General features: G+C 71.3%; 16 protein-coding genes. 2 read left to right on the top strand and 14 right to left on the bottom strand.

Translation table 11 applies throughout. The features are described from left to right. The first annotated feature begins 38 nt into the window (after positions 1-38). Positions 39-1,451: an aspartate ammonia-lyase gene (gene aspA, locus ACZ3IJ_RS35055; RefSeq protein WP_467475087.1), complete on the top strand. Its 1,413-nt coding sequence runs from the start codon at positions 39-41 to the stop codon at positions 1,449-1,451. A 21-nt stretch (positions 1,452-1,472) separates the two neighbouring features. Here aspA and ACZ3IJ_RS35050 read toward each other — a convergent pair whose 3' ends face one another. The 13 genes from ACZ3IJ_RS35050 to ACZ3IJ_RS34990 form a co-directional block, all read right to left on the bottom strand. Further along, on the bottom strand, positions 1,473-3,077 hold the full coding sequence (locus ACZ3IJ_RS35050) for a glycoside hydrolase family 13 protein (RefSeq protein WP_467475085.1): 1,605 nt from the start codon (positions 3,075-3,077) through the stop codon (positions 1,473-1,475). A 121-nt stretch (positions 3,078-3,198) separates the two neighbouring features. Further along, positions 3,199-4,074: a carbohydrate ABC transporter permease gene (locus ACZ3IJ_RS35045; protein WP_467475083.1), complete on the bottom strand. Its 876-nt coding sequence runs from the start codon at positions 4,072-4,074 to the stop codon at positions 3,199-3,201. 17 nt (positions 4,075-4,091) lie between these two features. Further along, on the bottom strand, positions 4,092-5,051 hold the full coding sequence (locus ACZ3IJ_RS35040; protein ID WP_467475081.1) for a carbohydrate ABC transporter permease: 960 nt from the start codon (positions 5,049-5,051) through the stop codon (positions 4,092-4,094). A 94-nt stretch (positions 5,052-5,145) separates the two neighbouring features. Beyond that, complete coding sequence (locus ACZ3IJ_RS35035) at positions 5,146-6,561, bottom strand: extracellular solute-binding protein (RefSeq protein ID WP_467475079.1); 1,416 nt, start codon at positions 6,559-6,561, stop codon at positions 5,146-5,148. Positions 6,562-6,898: 337 nt separating this feature from the next. Further along, entirely contained in the window at positions 6,899-11,185 is a 4,287-nt protein-coding gene (locus ACZ3IJ_RS35030) for a discoidin domain-containing protein (RefSeq protein ID WP_467475077.1), read from the bottom strand. 114 nt (positions 11,186-11,299) lie between these two features. Beyond that, positions 11,300-14,668: a CARDB domain-containing protein gene (locus ACZ3IJ_RS35025; protein ID WP_467475075.1), complete on the bottom strand. Its 3,369-nt coding sequence runs from the start codon at positions 14,666-14,668 to the stop codon at positions 11,300-11,302. A 295-nt stretch (positions 14,669-14,963) separates the two neighbouring features. Then, complete coding sequence (locus ACZ3IJ_RS35020) at positions 14,964-15,974, bottom strand: LacI family DNA-binding transcriptional regulator (RefSeq protein WP_467475073.1); 1,011 nt, start codon at positions 15,972-15,974, stop codon at positions 14,964-14,966. A 78-nt stretch (positions 15,975-16,052) separates the two neighbouring features. Continuing rightward, the gene (locus ACZ3IJ_RS35015) at positions 16,053-17,075 is read right to left on the bottom strand and encodes a pyridoxal-phosphate dependent enzyme (RefSeq protein ID WP_467475071.1); all 1,023 of its coding nucleotides are present in this window, start codon (positions 17,073-17,075) and stop codon (positions 16,053-16,055) included. Continuing rightward, positions 16,996-18,027, bottom strand: coding sequence for a GHMP family kinase ATP-binding protein (locus ACZ3IJ_RS35010; protein ID WP_467475069.1), 1,032 nt, complete (start codon positions 18,025-18,027; stop codon positions 16,996-16,998). The genes ACZ3IJ_RS35015 and ACZ3IJ_RS35010 overlap by 80 nt, the downstream gene beginning before the upstream one ends. Continuing rightward, positions 18,024-18,860, bottom strand: coding sequence for a Rossmann-like domain-containing protein (locus ACZ3IJ_RS35005; protein ID WP_467475066.1), 837 nt, complete (start codon positions 18,858-18,860; stop codon positions 18,024-18,026). Before ACZ3IJ_RS35005 ends, ACZ3IJ_RS35010 begins: the two co-directional genes overlap by 4 nt. A gap of 16 nt (positions 18,861-18,876) precedes the next feature. After that, on the bottom strand, positions 18,877-19,674 hold the full coding sequence (locus ACZ3IJ_RS35000) for an ABC transporter ATP-binding protein (protein WP_467475064.1): 798 nt from the start codon (positions 19,672-19,674) through the stop codon (positions 18,877-18,879). Then, positions 19,671-20,744: a FecCD family ABC transporter permease gene (locus ACZ3IJ_RS34995; protein WP_467475062.1), complete on the bottom strand. Its 1,074-nt coding sequence runs from the start codon at positions 20,742-20,744 to the stop codon at positions 19,671-19,673. Before ACZ3IJ_RS34995 ends, ACZ3IJ_RS35000 begins: the two co-directional genes overlap by 4 nt. Continuing rightward, complete coding sequence (locus ACZ3IJ_RS34990) at positions 20,734-21,756, bottom strand: ABC transporter substrate-binding protein (RefSeq protein ID WP_467475060.1); 1,023 nt, start codon at positions 21,754-21,756, stop codon at positions 20,734-20,736. The genes ACZ3IJ_RS34995 and ACZ3IJ_RS34990 overlap by 11 nt, the downstream gene beginning before the upstream one ends. Before the next feature lie 162 nt (positions 21,757-21,918). Here ACZ3IJ_RS34990 and ACZ3IJ_RS34985 point away from each other — a divergent pair, with 162 nt between their 5' ends. After that, a complete protein-coding gene (locus ACZ3IJ_RS34985; RefSeq protein ID WP_467475058.1) occupies positions 21,919-23,232 on the top strand; it encodes an MFS transporter in 1,314 nt (437 codons plus the stop codon). 85 nt (positions 23,233-23,317) lie between these two features. On the opposite strand, the gene asnB is transcribed toward ACZ3IJ_RS34985, so the two are convergent. After that, complete coding sequence (asnB, locus tag ACZ3IJ_RS34980; RefSeq protein WP_467475056.1) at positions 23,318-25,162, bottom strand: asparagine synthase (glutamine-hydrolyzing); 1,845 nt, start codon at positions 25,160-25,162, stop codon at positions 23,318-23,320. Between the last annotated feature and the right edge of the window lie 139 nt (positions 25,163-25,301).

The following is a 25,301-nucleotide window of genomic DNA, read 5'->3' as shown; positions in this document are numbered from 1 at the left end:
CTCCTCCCTCTCCTCCCCTCCCCCTCGAAGGCACCTCGATGACGACTGTGTCCCGCCGTGAGCACGACCTCCTCGGAGAGCGGGACGTGCCCGCCGACGCGTACTGGGGCATCCACTCCCTGCGCGCCATGGAGAACTTCCCGATCACGGGAACGCCGATCTCCGTGTACCCACAGCTGATCGACGCGCTGGCCGCCGTCAAGGAGGCGGCCGCGCTCGCCAACGAGGAACTCGGCCTGCTCTCCCCGGCGAAGACGGCCGCGATCGTCGCCGCCTGCCGGGAGATCCGCGGCGGGAAGCTGCACGAGCAGTTCGTCGTGGACGTGGTCCAGGGCGGCGCCGGCACGTCGACGAACATGAACGCCAACGAGGTCGTCGCCAACCGCGCCCTCGAACTCCTCGGCCACGCCAAGGGCGAGTACGAGCACCTCCACCCCAACGAGGACGTCAACCTCAGCCAGTCCACCAACGACGTCTACCCGACCGCCGTCCGGATCGCCGCGATCACGGCCGTGCACGGTCTGCTCCAGGCGACCGCGGTGCTCCAGGACGCGTTCGCGGCGAAGGCCCTCGAGTTCCGCGACGTCCTCAAGATGGGGCGCACCCAGCTCCAGGACGCGGTGCCGATGACGCTGGGCCAGGAGTTCTCCACGTACGCGGTGATGCTGGACGAGGACCGCAACCGGCTCGCCGAGGCCGTGGAGCTCATCCACGAGATCAATCTGGGCGCCACGGCGATCGGTACGGGCCTCAACGCCCCCGCCGCGTACGCCGAGACGGCCCGCCGCCACCTCGCCGCGATCACCGGAATGCCCCTGGTGACCTCGGCCAACCTGGTGGAGGCGACCCAGGACTGCGGCGCCTTCGTCCAGCTCTCGGGCGTCCTCAAGCGGCTGGCGGTCAAACTCTCCAAGACCTGCAACGACCTGCGCCTGCTCTCCTCGGGCCCGCGCGCCGGCCTCAACGAGATCAACCTCCCCGCCGTACAGGCCGGTTCGAGCATCATGCCGGGCAAGGTCAACCCGGTGATCCCTGAGGTCGTCAACCAGGTCGCCTTCGAGGTGATCGGCAACGACATGACGATCACCATGGCGGCGGAGGGCGGCCAGCTCCAGCTGAACGCCTTCGAGCCGATCATCCTGCACTCCCTGGCGAAGAGCATCACCTCGCTGCGTGCCGCCTGCCTCACTCTCGCCGAGCGGTGCGTGGTGGGCATCACGGCCAATGTGGACGAGCTGCGGGCGGCGGTCGAGAACTCCATCGGCCTGGCCACGGCGCTCAACCCGTACATCGGCTACACCGCCGCCACCGCGATCGCCAAGGAGGCTCTCCTGACGGGCCGGGGCGTCGCCGAACTCACCCTGGAGAAGGGACTCCTGCCCGCGGAGCGCATCGCGGAACTCCTCACCCCGGAGCGCCTGACAGGCGTGGAACCCCGCCCCGTCGCCTGAACCACCGGACAGCCGAGGCCGTCAGATCCGCAGCCACGCCGCCGTGTCCGTCGGGAGGCGGCCCGCCGGGTCGAGGGGGGTGCTGGTGAGGAGGACGTGGGCGTGCGCCGGGAGAGGCGTGGGGGTCGGTGCGAGGTTGACCAGGCAGAGCAGGCCCCCCGGGCGGGTGAAGGCGAGAACTCCCTCGGGGGACGGGAGCCAGGTCAGGGGGCCGTCGCCGAAGCCCTCCTCCGTACGGCGCAGGGTCAGGGCCGTCCGGTAGAGGGTGAGCATCGACTCCGGGTCCGTGTGCTGGCGGTCGACCGCGTAGCGGGCCCAGTCGCTTGGCTGGGGGAGCCATGGCTCGGAGGTCGGGCCGAAGCCGTACCAGGGCGCTTCGGCGTTCCAGGGCAGGGGGACGCGGCAGCCGTCGCGGCCCGGGTCGGTGCCCTGGGAGCGGGCGTGCATGGGGTCCTGGATGCGGTCGCGCGGGATGTCGGCCTCGGGGAGGCCGAGTTCCTCCCCCTGGTAGACGTAGACCGAGCCGGGCAGGGCGAGGGTGAGGAGCGCGGCGGCGCGGGCGCGGCGGGTGCCGAGGTCCAGGTCGGTGGGGGTGCCGAAGGCCTTCGTCGCGAAGTCGAAGCCGGTGTCCGCGCGCCCGTAGCGGGTGGCGGTCCGGGTGACGTCGTGGTTGCAGAGGACCCAGGTGGCGGGAGCGCCGACCGGTGCGTGTTCGGCCAGGGTGTCGTCGATCGTGCGGCGCAGCCGGCCCGCCTCCCAGGGGCAGGAGAGGAAGTTGAAGTTGAAGGCCGTGTGCAGCTCGTCGGGGCGCAGGTAGCGGGCGAACCGCTCGGAGTCGGGCAGCCACACCTCGCCGACGAAGACGCCCTGGTAGGCGTCGGCGATCGCCCGCCAGGACCGGTAGATGTCGTGGAGTTCGTCCTGGTCGATGTACGGGTGGGGGTCGACGCCCTCGACGAAGTCGGCGAGGGCCGGGTCCTTGGCCAGCAGTGCGGCGGAGTCGATGCGTACGCCGGCGACGCCGCGCTCGAACCAGAAGCGGAGCACGTCCTCGTGTTCCCTGCGGACCGCCGGGTGGGCCCAGTTGAGGTCGGGCTGTTCCGGGGTGAAGAGGTGGAGGTACCACTCGCCGTCCTCGACCCGGGTCCAGGTCCGTCCGGAGAACTGTGACGGCCAGTCGTTGGGCGGGAGTTCGCCGTGCTCGCCGCGGCCCGGCCGGAAGTGGAACAGTTCGCGTTCGGGGCTGCCGGGTCCGGCCGCGAGCGCCGCGCGGAACCAGGCGTGCTGGTCGGAGACGTGGTTGGGAACGATGTCGACGATCACGCGGATGCCGAGTCCGCGGGCCTCGGCGATGAGCTTCTCGGCCTCGGCGAGAGTGCCGAAGGCGGGGTCGATGGTGCGGTAGTCGGCGACGTCGTATCCGCCGTCGACCAGCGGGGAGAGGTACCACGGGGTGAACCACACGGCGTCGACGCCGAGTTCGGCGAGGTAGGGCAGTCTCGCCCGGACGCCCGCGAGGTCCCCGGTGCCGTCGCCGTCGCCGTCGGCGAAGCTGCGTGGGTACACCTGGTAGATGACGGCGTCGCGCCACCAGTCGTCGGTGCGGTGCGAGTGAGGGGCTGCCACGTGACGGTCCTTTCGGGCAGGTCGGAGTTCTTCGCCGCCGGCCCGGCGTGCTGCGGGGCGTGTGGACGGGCCGGCGACGAAGGTCTGGGGGTGCGGGACGGGGCGGCGGGGACGGGCGTGGTCAGCCCTTGAGTCCGCCCGCCGTGAGACCGCTCATGATGTTGCGCTGGAAGACCAGGAAGAGGAGCAGTGTCGGCACCGAGGCGATCGTGAGCGCCGCGATGAGGACGTTCACGGGCACGCCGTTGGAGAGCGAGTAGATGCCGACGTTGAGTGTCTGCATCGCGGGGTCGGGGAGGGTGAGCATGGGCCAGAGGAAGTCCTTCCAGACCCCCACGACGGCGAAGATCGACACCACACCCAGGATGGGGCGCGAGACGGGCAGCACGATCGACCACAGGATGCGCGTCGGCGAGGCCCCGTCCATCGACGCGGCGTCGAGCAGCTCTCTCGGGATCGAGTCGAAGAACCGCTTGAGCAGGAAGATGTTGAAGGCGTTGGTGACGGACGGGAGCCAGATCGCCCAGGGGGTGTTGAGGAGGTTGCGCTCCACGATGGGCACGTCCAGGACCGTGAGGTACTGAGGGACGACGAGGACGGTCGCCGGGATCATGAGTGTCGCCAGCATCAGGCCGAGGATGGCCTTGCCCAGGACGGGCCGCAGCTTGGAGAGCGAGTAGGCGGCCGCCACGTCGAGGACGAGCTGGAAGGCGAGCGCGCCGAACGCGTAGTAGAGGGTGTTGAAGAGCAGGGTGGCGAGGTCCATGACCTCCCAGGCCCGGCTGTGGTTCGCCGGCTCGAAGGTCCCGGGCACGAGGGTCGGCGGCGTCTGGATGACCTCCTGGGCGTCCTTGAAGCCGCTCGTCACCAGCCAGTACAGCGGGCCGAGGAAGACGAGGGTGAAACCGCCGACGACCACGGCGAAGACGCTCCAGTAGAGGACCCTGCCGCGGGGGCGGGCGAGCTGCGCCGGCGAGATGAGTGTGCGTGTGGACATGCTGGTCTCCCCCGGTCCTACTCGTCCTCGGCGCGGCTGAGCTTCACGTACGCGGCGGAGAACCCGGCCAGCAGTACGAGCAGGAGCAGGCCGAGCGCCGCCGCGGCACCGTAGTTGTTGAAGTTGAAGGCGTACTGGTAGATGAGGTAGACGACGGTCGTGGTGGAGCCCTCGGGGCCGGCGCCGCCGGTGAGCAGGAACGGTTCGACGAAGACCTGCATGGTGGCGATGATCTGCATGAGCAGCATCAGGGAGAGGATGAGCCGGGTCTGCGGGATGGTGACGTGCCAGATCTTGCGGAACAGTCCGGCGCCGTCCAGCTCGGCCGCCTCGTACAGCTCGCCGGGGATGGACTGGAGCGCGGCGAGGTAGATGAGGGCCGCGCCGCCCATGTTCATCCAGGTGGAGGCGATGACCACGGAGAGCATCGAGAGGTCGGGGTCCTGGAGCCACTGCTGTTCGGGCAGTCCGACCGAGGTGAGCATCTCGTTGAGCAGACCGTAGCCGGGGTCGTACAGGTACTTGAAGAGGAGGACCGAGGCGACCGGCGGCAGCATCACGGGCAGGTAGACGAGCAGCCGGAGGTAGCCCTGTCCGTGGTGGAACTCGTTGATGACGAGGGCGACGGCGAAGGGGACGGCGAAGCCGAGGACCAGGGCGAGGACGGTGAACAGGAGCGTGTTGCGCCAGGCCTGCCAGAAGGCCGGGTCGTTGAAGACGGTGACGAGGTTGTCGAGACCGACCCAGGTGGTCTCGCCGCTCTCGGTCTTCTGGAAGGCGAGGAAGAACTCCCTGACCATCGGGTACCAGGAGAACACCGCGAAGCAGACGACCGCGCCGATCAGGAATCCGTGGGCGGTGAGGTTGCGCTTCAGGTTCCGGGCGAACCGCCCGGCGGGCGGCACGGGGTCGCTCTCGTACGGCGGTGAGGGGCGGCGGGAGGCCGCTGTGCTCGGGGTCAGGCTGGGGGCCGACATCTCGTCGCTCCTTGGTGCTGGTCTGCCGGGTTGACGTCCGTGGGCGGGGCGGAGCGGGGGCGGCCGGACGGCCGGCCCCCGCCGCCAGGTCCCGTCACCCGTTGGCGAGGACCTGGTTCACCTGCGTCTCCGCGGTCGCGAGGAGCTTGTCGATGTCGGCGTCCTTGTTGGTGAGGATGCCGGACATCACGTCGTCGAGGACCTTGTAGACCTCCTGCGCCTTCGGCGGCTCCGCCTTGCCCGCGACGGGGTTGTCCATGAAGGTCTTGAAGTTGGCGACCGGCATGGTGGCGTGCTCCGTGCGCGCGGCGTCGTCCTGGGCCTTGGAGTCGTTCAGCCAGAAGTTGGGCTGCGGGACGCCGACGGGCAGGCCGTCCTGCTTGCTGCGTGACCAGTCGAACTGGCCCTTGCCGACGGTGAGGTTCTTGAAGTTCAGCCAGGCGATCGCGGCCTTGATCTTGTCGCCGGATATGCCCTGCTTGATCATGTAGTTGTTGCCGCCGGCCAGGGTGGCCTTCTCGCCGGGGATCGGCCCCATGCCGAAGTTCTCGTACTTCGCTCCGAGTTGCTGGACCATGTACGCGATGTCGTCGGGCGCGGCGAGGAACATGCCGAGCTTGTCGGTCGCGATCTGCTTCTGCAGGTCGCCCCACTTGAGCAGCTGGGTCTTGCCCATGCTGTCGTCCTCCCAGCGCATGGCGTGGAGGTTCTTGGCGACCTGCTTGCCGAGCTCGTTGTTGAAGGCGGCCTTCGTGCCGCTCGCGTCGACGACGTCCCCGCCCAGGCTGTACATCTGCGCGGTGAAGTGCCAGCCGCCGGTGTTGCCCGCGCTGTACTCGCCGAACCCGGCGATGCCCTGCCCGAGGCCCGCGATCTTCTTGGCGGCGGCGCGGACCTCCTCCCAGGTGCGCGGCGGGGCGTCGGGGTCGAGGCCGGCCTGCTGGAAGAGCTTGCGGTTGATGAGCAGGCCCATCGTGTAGTTGCTGGTGGGCAGGCCGTACAGCTTGCCGTCCTTCTTGAGCGAGCCGAGGACGTTCGGGTCGATGTTCTTGAGGAGCGGGACGCTCTTGTCGTTGACGTAGGCGCTGATGTCGGCGGCGCCGTCGTTGTCCAGCACCTGGGGCAGGTCGGTGAAGTACGTGTAGAAGACGTCCGGCTGCGACTTGGCCTTGAGCATCGCGGTGAAGCGGGGCGGTTCGAGGCACTGGCCGGCGGTGGAGCGGCCTTCGATCGTGACGTTGGGGTACGTCTTGTTGAACGCGGCGACGTCCTCCTTCCACTCCTTGAGCTCGGCCGCCTTCGCCGCCGGGGGCATGCAGTCGATGGTGATCGTCACCTTGGTCTTCGGGTCCAGCGGAGCGGAGGGATCGGACGACCCACCGCCCTCGGAACCACCGCTGCCGTTGTTGCTGCTGCTCGTGCCGCAGGCGGCGAGCGCGGTCAGCGTGAGCGCGGAGACGAGGGTGACCGCGCTGGCGCGGCGCGTACGGCGGAACCGGGCACTTCTCATGGGTGGTCCCCTTCGGGCATGAACGTGGAGGTCGCGTCACCCCACCGCCGGTGCGTTTGTGGGGCGCGCCACACTCAACCACCATCAACAAGTGAACGCAAGATATCGCGCTGATTTCGTAATTGCCTGACAGGGAGAGGGAAGGATGGCGAGGTCGCGGGCCGGGAAGCGCCCGACCCTAGAGGCCCCAGGGGTCTGCAGGGGACCTCCGGGGCGCCTGGGTGACAGAACGCACGCAAGGCCGGTGCAAGCGGCCGCAAGCCGCCTGCACCGGCCTCACAGGGTCCGTCGCGCGGGGGTGCGCGCGTCGTGTCCGACGTGGGTGTCGCGCCGATCCCTACGGATTGATGTCGATCTCGAAGGTGGAGGTGGTGTTACGGACGTCCACCGCGTTGCCGCTCAGCTCCAGGCCGTTAAAGGTCACCTCCCCCACGGCCGGCCCTTGCCCCGACTCCGGCATCTCGTTGGCCCACAGACCGAAGCCCGACTTGGCGTCGAACGCGTCCCCGCTCCGGCGCGCGCCCGTGATCGAGATGTCCGTGAACACGGTGTCCTTGATCGGGAACTGTGGCTGCCCGCCGACGTAGTTGGTCTGGAACATCACTCCGCTGTACGTCGGGTCGACGATGTCGACGTGGTTGACCCTGATCCCCTGGAAGACCTTGGAGGCGGAGAACACCCAGATGCCGGGGAAGGTCTGCGAGCCCCAGAAGTGCCCGCCGGCCCGGACGATCGAGATGTTCTCGAACGTCGTCGGCGCGGTGCCGAAGCCGTTCATGGGATAGCCGAAGTCCAGCGAGGAGATCGTGATGCCGGAGTAGACGAGCGTGTCCGCGATGTGGATGTTGCGGAAGGTGTTGTCGTAGCCGCCGTAGACGGCGACGCCCGCGGCACGCCAGGTGAGCGTCGACGTCAGGTTCTCGTAGACGTTGTTCTTCATGTCGGCGCCGCCCGCGTCGATCGCGGAGAAGAGCGCGAAGCTGTCGTCGCCGGTGGCCCGGGCGTCGTTGTTGGTCACCAGGTTGTCCGTGGACCCGTTGGTCATGTTGATGCCGTCCGCGAACATGTTGCGGATCCGGGAGTTCCTGATGGTGATCCGGTCGGTGTTGGCGCCCCAGTACAGGCACACCATGTGCTCGTTCCAGATGTCGTCGATCACGATGTCGGTCACGTTCGCGAAGTCGAACACCTTGCCCGGGCCGTCGATGCGCGAGGTGTAGTTGCCGAAGTAGGCGAAGCCCTTGAAGAGCGACCCCTTCGCCGCCGCCTCGGCCCGGAAGCCGACGTCGGTGTTGTCCTGCGTCGAGGGCGCGTGGAACGTCGTGTACCAGGGACCGGCGCCGACCACCTTCACGGCCTTGCCGTACACCTGGAACTTGCTCGACGTCTGGTAGTCGCCCGGCGGCAGATAGACCCCGACGAGGGTGCCCGTGGTGTCCATACGTACCTTGTCGAGCGCGTTCTGGACGTCCTGGTGGGTGAATCCGGCCGGGACCGTGTACGTCGCCGGGTCGGGGTTGCCGACCGGGGCGACCTGCTCCAGGTTGACGAAGTCGATCGCGTACGGCCGGCTGTTCGCCGCGTCCTTCTGCAGCCGGATCCTGCTCCCCGCCCGCACGGTCTCGCCGAGCATCATGTGCGCCTCGTCGTAGATGTGACGCGGGGCGCCCGCGCCGGGAGAGTTCCCGGGCGCGGTCTCGGCGCCGTACAGCCACGCGTACTTCGACGTCACCGGGAGCGCCTTCCTGAACACCCCGTCGACGTAGACGTTGATCGTGGAGTCGATGCCGCCGCCGCCCGGCGCGTCGGGCAGCGAGACCCGGGCGACCAGGGTGTTCGTGTCGGCGCGGGTGGTGAACTCGACGTACTCCCCCGTCGCGTCGAGGTTCACGGCCTTGCGGCCCGAGGCCTCGCCCGCGATGTCGCCCACGGTCCGGTTCGGGCCGACGACCTGGGCGCCTCCGCCCGCGGTGCCGTCCTCCGCCTCGTACATGTCGTACGGCATGTTGGCGCCGCGGCCGACGAAGAGCGGCTGGGTGGAGGTGTTGTTGGCACGCTTGACCGGCAGTTCGTTGGCGTCGTCGGCGAGGACGACCTTGACGGTGTACGAGCCGTTGGCGGCGGTCCAGGGGCCGAGGCTCACCTCGGCCGTGCCCCCGGCCGCGACGGCTCCGCTGTGCGCGCCGGTCAGCGTCCTGACCGTGACGCCCCTGGAGTCGACCAGGGTGAGCGTGACGCCGTGGCTGCCCGAGGCGCTCGCGACGGTGCCCTGGTTCTTCACGGCCACCTTGAACGTGACGGCGTCACCGGCCGCGGGACTGGACGGCGAGGTGGTCACGGAGGCGGCGACCAGGTCGGAGCTGGAGACCGGCCTGACCACCAGGGCGGTGGGGCTGGTGAAGGTGTTGTCGGACTCGTTCTGCTCGACGACCGCGTTCGCCTCGTCGGCGACCGCGCTCAGCTGGTACGAACCGGCGTCCCGTGCGCCGATCGAGGCGCTGACCGTGGTCTGCGCGCCTGCGGCGAGGGCGCCGACCTGGGCGGTGGCGACCTTCGTGCCGCCGAGGCGCAGCGCGACGGCGCTCGCCGGCGCGGCGGCCGGGCCGGTGTTGCGTACGGTCGCGCTCACCGTGATCGGGTCGGATTCGACCGGCGCGGCGGGCGCGGCGGTGAGGGCGGTGACCTCCAGGTTCGGGTTGGGCGCCGCAACACCGATGACCTGGAACTCGGCCAACTGGCCGGCCGGTGCGCCGGAGTTCGCGGTGAACTTCAGCTGGACGTCGGCGACCCGGGCGGAGAGCGGGATCGTGACGGTGTTGCCGCTCGCCGGGTCGAACGTGTGGCTCTTCGCCGCGACCAGGCCGCCGAAGCCGGTGGCGCTCTGCTCACGGCCGAGGACCTCGACGGTCTGGCTCCGGGTGGCCCAGGCCGTGCCCGGGTCGAGCTTGAGGACGAGCCGGTCGACGTCGGCGTTGGAGCCGAGCTTCACGGTGAGGGTCTGGGGGTAGCTGCCACCCGCGCCCTCCCAGTAGGTCGCGGTGTTGTTGTCGTTGGCGTTGGTCGCGGCGAAGGTGTGCACGGTGGAGGAGGCGGCGATCTCCTTGCCGACCGCCAGGTCGGAGCCCGTGCCACCGGTGCCGCCACGGGTCACGACGTTGCTGTTCGCCGACCGGTTGCCCGCCGCGTCCTTGGCGCGGACGTGGTAGGCGACGGTGGCGGAGGCCGGCTGGGTGTCGGTGTACGTGGTGACGTCGCCCGCCACACTGCCCCGCAAAGTGTTGTTCGCGTACACCTCGTAGCCGCTCACGCCCACGTTGTCCGACGAGGCGTTCCAGGTCAGCTTGATCTGACCCGCGCCGGGTTCGGTGAGCGCGAGGTTCGCGGGCGCGGTCGGCGCCTGGGTGTCCCCGGTCTCGCCGGTACGGGTCACGGTGTTGCTGTCGGCCGACTGGTTGCCGGCCGCGTCCTTGGCGCGGACGAGGTAGGTGACGGTCTGGTTCGCCGGGCGGGTGTCGGTGTAGCTGGTGGTTCCGGCGCCGACGGTGGTCAGCAGGGCGCCGTTGGCGTAGACGTCGTACCCCGTGACGCCGACGTCGTCGGTGGCCGCGTTCCAGGTGAGCCTGATCTGGTCGGTGGCGGGCTGGGTGAGGGCGAGGTTCGCGGGCGCGGACGGTGCCTGCGTGTCGCCGGTCCGGGGACCGAAGACCTCCAGTTCGGAGAGCTGTCCGGCGGGCTGGACGCTGTTCGCCGTGACGAGGACGCGTACGTACCGGGTGGTGGCCGCGTCGAAGGTGACCGTCGCGGAGTGCCCGCCGGCCGCGTCGAAGGTGTACGCACGGGAGGCGGTCAGGTCGGTGAAGGCCGTGCCGTCGGTGCTGCCCTGGATCTTCAGGGTCTGGCTGCGTGTCTCCCAGCCGGAGGGCAGCCGCAGGACGACCCGGTCGACGCGGACGGCGGCGCCGAGGTCGGCCTGGATCCACTGCGGGAGGGCGCTGTTGGCGCTCTCCCAGTAGGTGGCCCGGTTCCCGTCGTTGGCGTTGCCCGCCGCGTACGCCTGGGTGTGGCTGCTCGCGGTCAGGGTGCGGCCGCTCGCGAGGTTGGCGGAGGAGCCGTCGGCCGCGTGCACCTCCAGCTCGGAGAGCTGGGCGGCCTGCCAGCCGGTGTTGGCGGTGACGGTGATCCGGACGAACCGGGTCTGGGTCGCGGGGAAGGTCACCGTGACGGTGTTGGCCGCGCCGGGACTGAACGTGTAGGCGGCGGAGTTCTTCAGGGTGGTGAAGCTGGTGCCGTCGGCGCTGCCCTGGACGGAGAGCGTCTGGTCACGGCTCTCCCATCCGGCGGGCAGTTTCAGGACCACCTCGTCCACGCGTTCCGTGGTGCCGAGGTCGGCCTGGACCCATTGCGGCAGGCTGCTGCCCGCGCTCTGCCAGTACGAGCCCTGGTTGCCGTCGGTGATGTTGCCGGCGCCGTACTCGGCGAGGGCGCTGCCCGCCGCCGCCGGATCGCCCAGAGCGATGTTGGGGCCGCCCGCGGCCTCGGCGGTCGTCAGCGGACCGCCCAGTGCCAGGAGGCTGGTCGCGACCACGGCGCTCAGGAACCGTGATCTCCAGGTGGGGATGGTCATCTGTCCTCTCAGTCCTCGATCTCGGCCTCGCGCCCGACCGGCGGCGAGGCACGGCTGAAGGGCGGCGGCCTCGTCGGAACGGGGCCGCCGCACACAGGGGTGGAGCGGGGAGTGTCAGTTCCTGGTGACGACGAACTGCGAGCCGGGCTCGATGAGGACGTCGCCCTCGGCCGAGTCGGTGATGGTCACGCGCGTCAGCGTCGCGCTGCCGCGCGCCCCGCTCATCGCGAGGATTCCGGAACCGTTGTTCGACTTGTCGATGCGGACGTCGGTGATCTTCACGTCCGGCATCTCGCCGCCGCCGGTCTTGAACTGGATGCCGTCATAGGTCGAGTCGAGGATGTCGGTGTCCCGGATGGTGACGCCCGGGATGGGCTGGCCCTGCGCGAAGAGGGTGATCGCGCCGAACTCCTGGTCCTCGTTCCAGAACGCGCCGCCGGTGCGGTGCAGGGCGTTGTTGGCGATCAGCGTCTGCCCGGAGAAGGGCAGCGGGTCGTGGTCGGTCGCCAACATGATGCCCGGGTAGTTCATGGTGTCCGCGATGATGTTGTTCTCGATGGTGTTGCCGAAGCCTCCGTAGACCGCGATCCCGTTGGCCCGCCAGGGCAGCTGGATGGTGTTGTTGCGGAAGTGGTTGTCGGATCCGATGTCCACCGCGGTGTCCTTGACGTACTTGCTGGCCCAGACGGCCAGCGCGTCGTCACCCGTGTTCCGGAAGGACGAGTCGAAGACGGTGGACTTGCGGGTGCCGTTGGCGAAGTTGATGCCGTCGGCGTAGGTGTTGCGGATACGCATCCCGGTGAACTCCAGGCCGTCGCCGGGGCCCCAGAGCTCGGGGATGTTGGAGTAGTCGCGGCCGGCCCAGACACCGACGTTCGCGTGCTCGATCCAGACGTTGCTGATCCTGGTGCCCTTGCCGAAGCGGCCGTTGAGGCCGACGCCGCCCTCCGCGTTGCCGTCGCCGCCGCGGATCTGGCCCGACCCGAAGATGGCGATGTCGGAGATCTGCGTGTTGTGGTCGATGTCGAAGCCGAAGTTGCCCTCGTGCGGGTGGTTGATGCCGCCCGCCTGGTGCGGCGGGGTCAGCGTGTACAGCTGGGAATGCCACATGCCCGCGCCGCGGATCGTGACGTCCCGGATGCCGACCTGGTTGAACTGGCCCCGGTTCAGCGGGTCGTCGGTCAGGATCTTCTGCTCCTGGCGCCACTGCCCGGCCGGGATCCAGACGCAGGGGATCTGGCCGTTCTGGTCGGCGGTCACCGCGCGCTGCAGGGCGTCGGTGTCGTCGATGCCGTCGTTGGGAACGGCGCCGTACTCGGTGATGGAGACGCACCCGGCCGGCTTGGCGGCCGGGGGCGCCACCTGCTCCAGGTCGATCAGGTCGATGACGTGGAAGGCGGCCGAGTCGCCCGCGTCGCGCTGGAGGCGGAACTTCGTGCCCACCGGGTAGGTCTGCGTCAGCAGGGCGTGGGACTCGTCGAACAGCCGCCGCGCGTCACCGCCGGGCCGGTTGGTGAGGCCCTCGGGGTCGTCGGTGGTGCCGTAGAGCCAGCTGTGCTTGGACGACAGGGTCAGCTTGCGGACGAAGACGCCGTCCGCGTACAGACTGATCGTGGCCTCCACCCCGCCACCGGCCGCCGCGTCGGGGACCGAGTTGCGGACGACGATCGAGTTCGCGGGGTTGGTCGAGGTGAACTCGACGTACTGGCCCTGTGAGGTGAGCCGCACCGACTTCCGGCCGGAGGACTCGGTGGCGAAGTCGGTGTGGCCGAAGGTCCGCTTCTGGTCGGCGGTGAGCAGGGTGCCCTCGTAGCGGGCGTCCTCCGCCTCGTACTCGGTGTACGGCACGGCGGCGCCGCGCCCCACGACGAGGGAGCGGGTGAAGACGTTGTTGTTCTCGTCGGTCTCGGTGAGGGTCCCGGTGGCGTCGGCGGTCGCGGTGAGGGTGGCCCCGCCGCCGGTGGCCGTCCAGGTGCCGGAGATCGGGACGGTGGCCGTCTGGCCCGCGGCGATCGCGCCGGTGGTCCCGTTCAGGGTGGTGGTCCCGGCCGTCAGCCGGGTGACCGTGCCGGCCGGGGCTCCGGTGGTGCCCCGGTTGTGGACCGCGACGGTGAAGGTGACGGGGGAACCGACGGCGGGGCTGGCCGGGTTGGTCGTGATGCCGGTGATCCGCAGGTCGGGGCCGGGGCTCTGGCCGACGACGAGCTTCGCCGCCGCCGTCCGGCTGTTGTTGCCGTTGTCCTGTTCGGCGACGGTGTCGGTCGGATCGACAACGGCCGAGACGGTGTACGAACCCATGGGGCGCTTGCCGACCGTGACCGGGACGGTGGCCGAGGCGCCGGCGGCGAGCGCGGCGACCGGGGCGGAGCCGGCGACGGCGCCCTCCAGGCTGACCTGGACGGTGGTGGCGGGCGCGGCGGCCGTACCGGCGTTGCGCACGGTGGCGGCGACCGTCACGGCGTCCGTCTCGGAGGGGGAGGACGGATTCCATGTCAGGTCGGTGACGGTGAGGTCGGGGCTGGGCGCTGCCGTGCCGACGACCTGGAACTCCGCGACCTGGCCGCCGGGGGCGCCGGTGTTGGAGAAGAACGTCAGACGCAGGTCCGCGTACCGTCCGGTCACCGGGATGGTGACGGAGTTCTGGCCGGCGCCGGGGCTGAACGTGTAGTCGGCGCGTGGCTTGAGCGAGGTGAAGCCGGAGGCCGACTGCTCACGTCCGAGGACCTCGATCGACTGCGTCCTGGGCCCCCACACCTGGTCGGGGTTGAGTTTGACCACCACGGCCCGTACGTCGGCGTTCGCGCCGAGCTTCACCGTCAGGCTGGACGGGAACCCGGCGGACTCCCAGTAGGTGCCGGTGGTGTCGTCGTTGGCGTGGGCGGCGACGTAGGTCTGGGTCGACGAGGTCGCCTCGATCGGCTTGTTGCGCGCGAGGTTGGTCCCCTCGACCGGAGGGTCGACGGGGCCGCCGGCTCCGTAGACCTCCACCTCGGACAACTGGGCGGCGTTCCAGCCGGAGTTGGCCGTCACCTGGATCCGTACGAACCGGGCGTCGGCCGAGGTGAGGGCGATGCTCACGGTGTTCGCCCCGGCCGGGCCGAAGGCGCGCGGCTGGGCGGCGGCGAGGGTGGTGAAGGTGCTGCCGTCGGTGCTGCCGAGGACGCCGACGGTCTGCGAGCGTGCCTCCCAGGTCGTGGGGAGCTTCAGGACGACGTCGTCCACGCGGGTGCTCGCGCCGAGGTCGACCTGCACCCACTGGGGGAACGATCCCGCCGGGCCCTCCCAGTAGGACTGCTGGCTTCCGTCGGTGACGTTGCCCGCCGGGTACGCCCCGTGGGCTCCGCCGGCCGTGACCGTTCTGCCGAGCGCGAGGTTGGGCCCGGCCGCCGCGGCGTACGCGTGGACGGGCAGGAGCCCTACGGCGATCAGTCCGGCTATCAGCATGCCGACCGTCAACCGCCAGCTCAGGATGTTGCCTCTCATATGGGCCTCTCCGTCTGCCGGGCCGCGGCCATGCGTCGACACAGGGACACTCGCCAGGAACCCAGCGGAGCTCTGACAATGAATGACGGCGAGATACAGACTTATTGAGCATTTTCGTTAATCTTTTGCGCCGCCGGGGTGTCAGGTTTCTATCAGGTCACCGCTTTGTCAACAGCCCCGGCAGAACCGGCAGTTGGGGTGTGGCATCCCCGCAGGTCAACGCAGAACGGCTCCGGTGCCGGGGAGGCGGTGAGGCCTCCCCGGCACCGGAGCCGGGAACGAGCGGGGGTGAGGGTCAGCCGACGGGCGGCGGCGCGGTCGATCCGCGCACGACGAGTTCGGGCTCGAAGAGGAGCTCGCCGGGGTCGGTCTGGGTGCCCTGGATCTGGGCGCAGAGCAGCTCGACCGCCGCGCGCCCCATCGCCTCGATGGGCTGGCGGACCGTGGAGAGCGGCGGCTCCGTGCAGTTCATGAAGGCGGAGTCGTCGAAGCCGACGACCGACACCTGCCCGGGAACGGAGAGCCCGCGCCGGCGCGCGGCCCTGATCGCCCCCAGGGCGAGCGGGTCGCTGGCACAGACGATGCCGGTGACGCCCCGCTCCAGGAGGCGGGTGGCCGCGGCCTGCCCTCCTTCGAGCGAGAAGATCGACCGCACGACGTGCTCGTCCGGCAGCGTGGCGCCCGCCGCTTCGGCGGCCGCCCGCGCCGCTTCGAGCTTGCGCCGCGAGGGGACGTGGTCGCTCGGGCCGAGGACGAGACCGATCCGCTCGTGCCCGAGCGAGGCGAGGTGGCGCCAGGCCTGCTCGACGGCGACGGCGTCGTCGCAGGACACGCAGGGGAAGTTGAGCCCGGCGATGGACGCGTTGATGAGGACGACCGGGATGTTGCGCTCCGCCAGCTGGTGGTAGTGGTCGTGCGGCGCGTCCGCCTGCGCGAACAGACCGCCGGCGAAGACGACGCCGGACACCTGCTGCTGGAGGAGGAGGTCCACGTAGTCGGCCTCGGAGACGCCGCCCTTGGTCTGGGTGCAGAGCACGGGGGTCAGCCCCTGCTGCGCGAGCGCGCCGCCGATGACCTCGGCGAACGCGGGGAAGATGGGGTTCTGCAGCTCCGGCAGGACCAGACCGACGAGCCGCGCGCGCTCACCGCGCAGCTGGGTGGGCCGCTCGTATCCGAGCACGTCGAGCGCGGTGAGGACGGACTGCCGGGTGGCCTCGGAGACACCGGGCTTGCCGTTGAGCACACGGCTGACCGTGGCCTCGCTGACTCCCACCTTCTTGGCCACTTGAGCAAGTCGTCGCGTCATGAACGCAAGACTAGCGCAAGTCTCGCAAGTTTGTTGCGTCGTTCTCGGCCATCGGACGCAAGGACCTGCCGCCGGGACCTACCCGCTCACGGCCGGGGCCGGGACCCGGTTCCACTGCATACGGGACCAGGGGAGGGCCAGCTCGCTCCGGTCCCGCACCTCCCGGGGGGCGAGGGCCGCGAGGGGGGTGGCTCCGGCGTGGTGGGCGAAGACCGTGTCGACGTAGCGGTGGCCGGTGTCGGCGGCGAGGAAGAGGACCGTGCGCCAGGGGGCGCGTTCGCGTTCGTGGCGGGCGGCGAGATAGGCGGCTCCGGTCGAGAGGCCCGCGAAGACCGCGTGGCGGCGCAGGAGGTCGACGCTGCCGGCGAGGGCCGCGTCGAAGGAGATCCAGTGCAGGGTGTCGTACAGCTCGTGCGCGACGTTGCCGAAGGGGATGGAGCTGCCGATCCCGGCGATGATGATCTCGGGGTCGGCGACGTGCTCCGCGCCGAAGGTGACGCTGCCGTAGGGCTGGACCCCGACGAGTTCGACGTCGGGCGCCGCGCGCCCGTCCGGGGCCTCGCGCAGATAGCGGGCGAGGGCTCCGGTGGAGGCTCCCGAGCCGACCCCTCCGACGACGGTCAGGCCGTCCGCGCCGGTCGCCTCGCGGACGCGGTCGGCGATCGCGCGGTACCCCAGGTAGTGGACGGCGTCGTGGTACTGCCGCATCCAGTGGTACTCGGGGTGCGCGTCGAGGATCTCGTGGATCCGTTCCACCCGCCGCTTCTGATCGAGCTTGAGGTCGGCGCACGGTTCCATCTGCTCCAACGTCGCTCCGAGGACGGCGAGCTGGGTCCGCAGGGTGTGGTCGACCGTCGTCGAGCCGACGATGTGGCAGCGCATGCCGTGCCGGTGGCAGGCCAGGGCGAGGGCGTACGCGTAGATGCCGCTGGAGCTGTCGAGGAGCGTGTCCCCGCGCCGTACGGCTCCGGTGTCGAGCAGATGGCGTACGGCGGCGAGGGCCGAGACGACCTTCATCGTCTCAAAGCGCAGGCAGACGAGCCGGTCGTCGAGGCGTATCAGGTCCGGTCGGCCGATGGCCTCCGCGATGTGCTGGTCCATGCGGGATCTCCTTGCGGGTGGGGGCGGTCGTGAAGGTCCGGGTGGCGGGGAGGCCGTGGGCGTCCAGGGCGCGCAGACAGCGGCGTACGCGGTGACGCAGGCCCGGAGCGGCGGGGTCGAGGAGGACGCCCGCCACCGCGCCGCTGTGCGCGATCTGGACTCCCACCGCCCCGACGTGCCGGGCGACGGCGGTCAGTGTGTCGAACTCCGGGTGGCCGAGAAGTCGTTGACCGCGCCGCGCGCTGGCGGTGGCGACCCCCCCGAGAAGCCGGGCGTCTTTGGTGGCCACCGCCCGGCGCAGCAGCGCGCGCAGCCGCTCGTACTCCCGGACGTCGGCGTCGGTGGCCTCCCGTACGGGCAGGGCGAGGGTGTCGACGGGCGCTCCCCCGCCGAGGGCGCAGCCCACGACGACCAGGGGCGGGAGGGCCGTGCCGAGGTCCTCCAGGACCCGGCCCTCCCGCTGCGCGAAGAGCACCGCGCGGCCGCCCCACATCAGCGGGTCGCAGGCGAGTTCGGCACGCACCGCGAGCCGGGCGACCGTCTCGGCGGCGAGGGGGAGCCCGTACGCGTCGGCGACGGCGCGTACGGTGGCGATCACGTCGCTGGTGGAGCTGCCCATGCCGAGACCCACCGGGATGTCGCCGGTGAGCCTCAACTCGCCCCCGCTGGGCGGCAGTCCGGACCGCTCGGCGCATTCCGCGACCGCCAGCGCCGCGGCCTGCGCGGCCTTCGTCCGGTCGGCGGGTACGACGGTGAGCGCGTCGGGCGCGGTACCGGGGCGGAGCACGAACGCGGCGTGGCTGCCGGGACCGGCCAGGGGAAGGGTGACCAGCCCGGCGCACCGGCGTCCCTCGCCGTCGAGGAACACTCCCTGGAGGATCTCGCCGTGGTGGCAGGGCGCGTACCCGGTGCCGGTACGACGGCCCGTGTCGCGGCGCGCGGTGGGGGTCACGCGCCGCCCACCGCCCGGTAGCGGTACAGGGCCGTCTCCGCGGCGCTGAACTGGGAGAAGGGGAAGGGTTCGGCGGACAGCGCGGTCACGCCCGAGCCGAGGAAGGCACGGGCGACGGCGCTGCCGGTCTGCGCGTAGACGATCAGCGGGACGCCCCGGACCCGGCAGCGCTCCAGGACGGTGTCGAACGAGCCGTTGCTCAGGGTCATTCCGGTGGCGACGACGGCGTCTGCACGCTCCAGCACCTCGTGCATGTCGGCCGTGACGGCGTCGCCCCACTGGGTGGCCCTGAGGTTGAAGTCGCAGGGCAGCGGTTCGCCGCCGCGCTCCCGGATGGCCGCGACCAGCGGGTTGACGACGCCGATGAGGCCGACGCGCGCGCCCTGCTCGATGTCGAGCAGGCCGGCGACGGCCGCGTCCCGGGCCCGCGCGCGGACCTCCGGGGTACCGGCGGGCAGGGTCACCGCCTCGGCGTCGCCCGCTTCCCCGGCCACGCGGTGCGGGCGGGTCTCGGAGAGGTACGCGTCGAGCGCGGCGATCCGGAGGGGGCGCGGGGCCTCGCGCAGCAGGACGTCGAGCGGGGCGCCGGAGAAGTCGCGGCAGACCGAGGGGGCGATCTCGCCGGCCTCGAAGGCGCATCCGCCGAAGGATCCGCCGAGGCGGACCAGGGCGTACTGGTTGAGGTACGTCGTGTCGCCGCCGGCCAGCCGGGTGCCGTGGTGGAGCCAGAACACGCTGGTCGCGAGGAGTTCGGAGGGGGCCGGGCCGTGCTCGCCGGCCAGGACCGCCTCGATGAGGGCGTCGACGGAGCGGAGCGGGGTGGTGAGGGACATGGGATGGGGTTCCTTCTCAGAGGGCGGGTTCGGCCGTCGGTGCGCCGACGGGGAGCGGTCCGCGGTAGGTGACGGCCGGATGTCCCAGCGCGTCGGTGGTGAGTTCGGCGTCCACCTCGAAGACCTCGGCGAGCCGCTCGGGGGTGAGGACGGTGCCGGGCGGGCCGGAGGCGACGAGGCGGCCGTGGTGCAGGAGCAGCAGCCGGTCGCAGTACCGGGCGGCGAGCGACAGGTCGTGCAGCGCGACCAGGACCGTTCGGTCGGTGCCGGTGAGCAGCCGCATCAGCTCCAGCTGGTGCCGGACGTCGAGGTGGTTGGTGGGCTCGTCGAGCAGGAGCGCGCGGGGCTGCTGGGCCAGCGCGCGGGCGATGTGGGCGCGCTGCCGTTCGCCGCCCGACAGCGCCTTCCAGGAGCGGGCGGCGAGTGGCGTGAGTCCGACGCGCTCCAGCGCGGCGGCGACGACCGCCCGGTCGGTGGCGTCCGGTCCGCGCCAGCGGTCCCGGAACGGGGTGCGCCCCAGGCCCACGACGTCGGCGACCCGCAGATCGCTCTCGGCGCCCGAGTCCTGGGCGACGAAGGCGACATGGCGGGCGATGCGGCGCGCGCTCCACTCCCGTACGGACTCGCCGTCGTAGCGGACCGTGCCGGCGTCGGGGGCGCGCAGGCCGGCCAGGCAGCGCAGCAGCGAGGACTTGCCCGAGCCGTTGGGGCCGAGCAGTCCGACGGTCTCGCCGGGTGCGATGTCCGCGGCGACGTCGCGGACGACCGTGGTTCCGGCCACCGACCAGCTCAGGTTCTCGGCGGTGATCCTCACAGCTCACCCCGCTTGCGCAGGACGAGGAGGAAGAGCGGTACGCCGAGCAGCGCGGTGATCACGCCGACGGGGACCTCGCGGGGTGCGAAGGCGATCCGCGCGAGCGTGTCCGTCCAGACCAGGAACACCGCGCCGGCGAGCGCCGTGTACGGCAGGAGGACCCGGTGCAGCGGCCCGACGAGAAACCGCACCCCGTGCGGGACGATCAGGCCGACGAAGCCGATGGCGCCGACGGTGGCCACCGCGACCGCGGTCAGCGCGGCCGTGACCACGAGCAGCAGCGTCCTCGTGTGCCGTACGCCGATGCCGAGCGAGGCGGCGGTGTCGGTGCCGAAGGCGAGGCCGTCGAGCGCCTGCGAGCAGAGCCACGCGACGGCGAGGCCGAGCGGGGTGACGATCGCGCAGACCACGACCGTGTTCCAGCGGGCGGGCGCCATGGAGCCCAGCAGCCAGTGGGTGACGGCGCGCGTGGTGTCGGCGTCCGCCGAGGCCATCAGGACGAGCGAGGTCAGCGCGGTGAAGAGCTGGCCGACCACCACGCCGGTGAGCACGATGCGGACGGAGTCGAGTCCGCTCCGCCGCAGCAGCACGAGGAGCAGCCCGAAGGAGAGCAGCGCACCGGCGAGTGCGCCCCCGGTGACCCCGAGCGCGCTCGCGCCGACTCCGAGGACGACGACGGTGACGGCCCCCGCCGACGCGCCCGAGGAGACGCCGAGCAGGTAGGGGTCGGCGAGCGTGTTCCGGGTGACGGCCTGCAGCACCGCGCCGCACACGGCGAGCGAGGCGCCGACGAGGGCGGCCATCAGGACGCGCGGCAGGCGCAGGTCCCAGACGAGGGAGTCCAGCAGCGGGGGCAGGGGTCGTACGTCCAGGCCGAGTCGGGCCCCGAGGACCCGTGCGAGGTCCGTCCAGCCGACGTCGGCGGTGCCGACGCCCACGGCGGCCGCGACCGAGCCGACCAGGGCGCCCGCGGCGAGGAGCAGCGGGAGGGCGCGGGCGGCGAGGAGCGGAGCGGCCGGACGCGGCAGAGCCGCAGGCGCCCTGCGGGCCGTGTCCGGTTCAGCGGACATACCCGAGGTCCTTCATGCCCTGGGCCAGCAGCCCGAGGGCGTGGACGGAGCGTACGGACGGGTCGAGTTCGATGCCCGGCACGGTGAGGATCCTGTTCTCGCGTACCGCCCCGAGCTTCGAGATCACGGGGTGGCCGGTCATCGTCGCGCGCTTCTCGGCGGCGCTGTCGCCGGGCCGGCCGCGCTCGGAGAGGTCGCCGACGACGATGAAGTCCGGGTCGCGCCGGGCGACTTCCTCCCAGGTGACCTCGGGCCAGTCCTCGTCGACGTCGTCGAAGGCGTTCTTCGCGCCGACGATCCGACTCATCTCGCTGGGCAGACCGGTCCCGCCCGCCACGTACGGCATGCCGTTGAAGACGGAGTAGAGGTAGACGACGGTGGGCCGGTCCGTGCCCCGGGCGACCTTGGCGGCGTTCTCCCCGGCCCTGGCGACCGCCGCACGCTGCTCGGCGACCAGTTCACCGGCGCGCTGCCGCACGCCGAAGACCGTGCCGAGGTTCTCGTAGTCGGAGAAGAGCAGCTCGAAGGGGGTCGTTCCGGCCGGGTTCCGGCTCGGGCAGTCCACGGCGCTGACGAAGGTGGGGACCTCGAGGGCGTCCAGCTCCTCGCGCGTCCCGGCCCGGTCGGGGGTGAAGAGGTCGGCGGAGCCTCCGACGACGAGGTCGGGTGTGGCGGCGCGCAGTTGCTCGCCGGTGGCGATCTTCGGGGCGATGACCGGGACCTCGGCGTACGCGGCCCGGTACCGCGCGGGGATCTTCGTCTTGAGGTTGGCGGTGCCCGCCATCCGGTCCTGGAGCCCGAGTTCGAGCAGGGTCTCGGTCGAGGTCTGGTCCAGGGCGACGGCGCGTCGCGGCGGTTCGGCGAAGGACAGCTGGCGGCCGCAGCTGGTGACGGAGGCCGTCCGGGCCGGGGACCCGGGGTCCGCGGCGGAACCGCCGCCGGCTGCCGTGGAGCAGCCCGCTGTGGCCAGGGCGAGGGTCAGGGCGACGCCGAGACGGGTGGTGTGGCGCATGGGTTCTCCGGTCCGAGGGGGCGGGTGGGGCAGGTGGGCAGGGCGCTGCACCGGTGCGGGAGCGCCGCGCTCGAAAGGGTACTGTAACGACAATCATTTTCATTAACCACCTCGGGGTGTGCTCCGCCGCACCCCGCGCAGCGCCCAAGGAGCACCCGTCACATGGCCACCACGCCGACGCCCACAGCCCCCACCTCCCCAGCCCCGCCCCCGCGTTCGGTCCTCCGCGACCCCGCGTTCCTGCGACTCTGGGCGGGTACCACCGCCTCCGGGCTCGCGACCTGGGCGCTGCCCTTCGTCCTCGGGCTCGCCGTGCTCCACCGCGACCTCGGCGCGGCAGGTCTCGGCCTGGTCCTCGCCGCTCGCACCGCCGGATTCCTCGCCGCGGTCGCCGTCGGCGGTGTGCTGGCCGACCGGCACTCCCGGCGTGCGGTGGTCCTCTGGTCCGCCCTCGCGGCCGCGGTCGCCGCGCCCCTCCTCACCGTGGGGCTGGGCCGTTCACTGGTGCTGATGACGGCCGCCGCCGCGCTCGCCGGCGCGGGACAGGGCGCCTGCCGGCCGGCGTTCCAGGCGCTCACCGCCGAGACGGTCGCCCCCGAGCGCCGTCAGCAGGCGAACGCCGCGATGACCATGGCCGTACGCAGCTCCACGCTCGCCGGGCCCGCCCTCACCGCGCTGCTCGCGGCCTTCCTCGACGTCGGGACGCTGCTGCTCGGCATCGGCGCGCTCTGGCTGATCGCCGCACTGGTCCCGGGCAGGGGCGGCGCGCCGCATCGGCCCGCCACCACGGCAGGGGGCGTCGCACACCCCACCGGCCAGCGCCCCAGTCTCCGAAGCGACTTCCTGGACGGCATACGGGAGGCGCGCCGCCACCCCTGGTTCCTCACCGGACTCGGCGCCCTGGTCGCCGTCATCGCCCTCGGCTACTCCGCCACGAGCGTCGCGCTCCCCCTGATCAGCCGGGACCGCTACGGCTCCGAGTGGGTGCTGGCCGCGGCCATGACCGCGTACACGCTGGGCGCGCTCGGCGGCGCGCTGGTGATCGCCCGGTGGCGCCCGCGTTCCCAGGGCTGGGCGGCCCTCGCCGGTCTGGCGGCGTACGGCGTGGCACCACTGAGCCTGATGCTGCCCGTCCACCCGCTCGTCGTGGTCGCCGCCTACGCCGTGGCCGGCATCGGGATCGAGCTGTTCAACGTCCCCTGGTTCACGGCCACCCAGCGCGAGGTCGCCCCGGACAAGCTGGCCCGCGTCTCGTCGCTGGACTTCCTGGTCTCCTACGGTCTGGCGCCGATCGGCCTGGCCCTGATCGCCCCCGCGATCTCGGCGATCGGGATCACCCCGGTCCTCGCCGTCTGCGCCGCGGCCTGCTTCCTGGTGCCCGCCGCGGCGGCCGCTGTGCCCACGGCCCGCCACTTCGGCCGCACACCGCCCGTGCCCAGGGAGGACACGGCCTCGAGGACGGCCACGGCGGGCTGAGCACCGGTCGACCGCCCGGGGGTGGGGCCGTCCGAGGACGGCCCCACCCCCGGGCGGTGTCGGAACCGGCGTCCCGCCGACGCTGTCAGTCCAGCTGGAGCTCGGGCTTCCGCAGCTCCATCCAGGTGTGCAGGTCCAGCACGCGCTCCAGGCCCGCCCGTACGGCCACCGTCACGGCCGCCGGGTCCAGCGCCACGGTCTGCTGCGCCCAGGCCCGGTCGACCAGCGCGAACACCTGCGCGTCCGGCTCCGCCACCAGCTCCTTCACCTGCTGCTGCAGATGCGCCGCGTACCCGGGGTTCTGCGGCGACGGGTAGGGGCTCTTCACCCGCTCCACGACCGACCGCGGCAGCACGGGCGCCGCCGCGGCGCGCAGCAGGCTCTTCTCCCGCCCGTCGAACGCCTTCAGCGCCCAGGGGGTGTTGTAGACGTACTCGACGAGGTTGTGGTCGCAGAAGGGCACCCGGACCTCCAGCCCGACCGCCATGGAGAGCCGGTCCTTGCGGTCGAGCAGCGTGCGCACGAACCGCGTCAGGTGCAGATGGCACATGGAACGCATCTGACGCTCGAGACCGGTCTCCCCGTCGAGGTGCTCGACCTCGGCGAGCGCCGTCGCGTACTGGTCGGCGGTGTAGGTCCCCACGTCGAGCAGCTTGCGCAGTCCGGGCTCGATGTGGTCGGTCCGCGCGGCGAGGCTCATCGGCGGGATGAACATCATCCAGGGGAACGTGTCGGCGTGCCGCGCCGCCTCGATGTGGAACCAGGGGTACCCGCCGAACACCTCGTCGGCCGACTCCCCGGAGAGCGCCACCGTCGACTGCTCCCGGATCGCCTTGAAGAGCAGGTAGAGCGAACTGTCCAGGTCACCGAAGCCGTTGGGGATGTCCCGCGCGCCGACCGTCGCACGCCGGACCTCGGGGTCCGAGATGTCGGCCGGGTTCAGGACCACGTCGTGGTGCGCCGACCGCACGTGCGCCGCGACGTCGCGGACGAACGGCGAGTCGGGGGTCTCGCGCATCTCGTCGGGGACGAAGTTCTCCTCCTGGCCCGCGAAGTCCACCGAGAACGTACGGAGCCGGTCGCCGCGCAGGGCGAGCTGCTGCGCCGCGAGGCCGGTGATGGCGCTGGAGTCCAGTCCGCCGGAGAGCAGGGCGCACTGCGGTACGTCCGAGATCAACTGACGCCCGACGATCCCGGTCAGCATGTCCCGCGTCCGGACGACGGTCTCGTCGCGGCCGTCGGTGTGCTCGGCCGCGCGCAGGCTCCAGTACGTCCGCTGTCGCAGCCCACGGCGGTCCACGGTGACGAGCGTGCCCGGCAGCATGTCGTGCATGCCCTTATAGAGCGCCCAGCCGGGGGTCTTGGTCTGCGCGAACAGCTCCCGCATTCCATCTGTGTCGACCACCGGGCGCACCGACGGGTTCGCCAGGATCGCCTTCGGCTCGGAGCCGAACAGCACGCCGTCGGGCGTCGGATGGTAGAAGAGCGGTTTGATGCCCATACGGTCGCGCACGAGAACGAGCTTCTCCTCGCGCTCGTCCCATATCGCGAACGCGTACATGCCCTCCAGGTGGTCGACGAGACTCTCGCCCCACTCCAGATAGGCGTGGAGAACGACCTCGGTGTCGCTGTCCGTCCGGAAGGTGTGCCCGTGCGACGCGAGCCGGTTCCGCAACTCCTGGAAGTTGTAGGTCTCTCCGGAATACACGATGGCGACGTCACCGGCAGGGGTGCTCACGCTCATCGGCTGGGCACCGCCGGCCAGGTCGATGACGGCGAGGCGCCGGTGTCCCAGTCCGACATGGGTACGCAGGTACGTGCCGCGACCGTCCGGCCCGCGGCACGCCATGGTCTCGGTCATCGCGTCCAGGGTGTCGCCCCGACGCGTCAGGTCGGAGTCGAACGAGACCCATCCTGCGATACCACACATTCCACAACCCCATTTCCCGTACGGTTCCGTGCATTTCTCATGCAATTCGAAGTGCGGCTGGCGCAGGCCGGGCAGTGACGAAAGTCCGCGGCGACGATTGATCCCTCGTCGCGGGAGCGTAGCAATCTGAATTGGGGCC

Source organism: Streptomyces sp. NPDC013317 (genome assembly GCF_055563155.1).
Note: the sequence above shows the minus strand (reverse complement) of the source record. Positions and strands in the feature narration are given on the sequence as shown.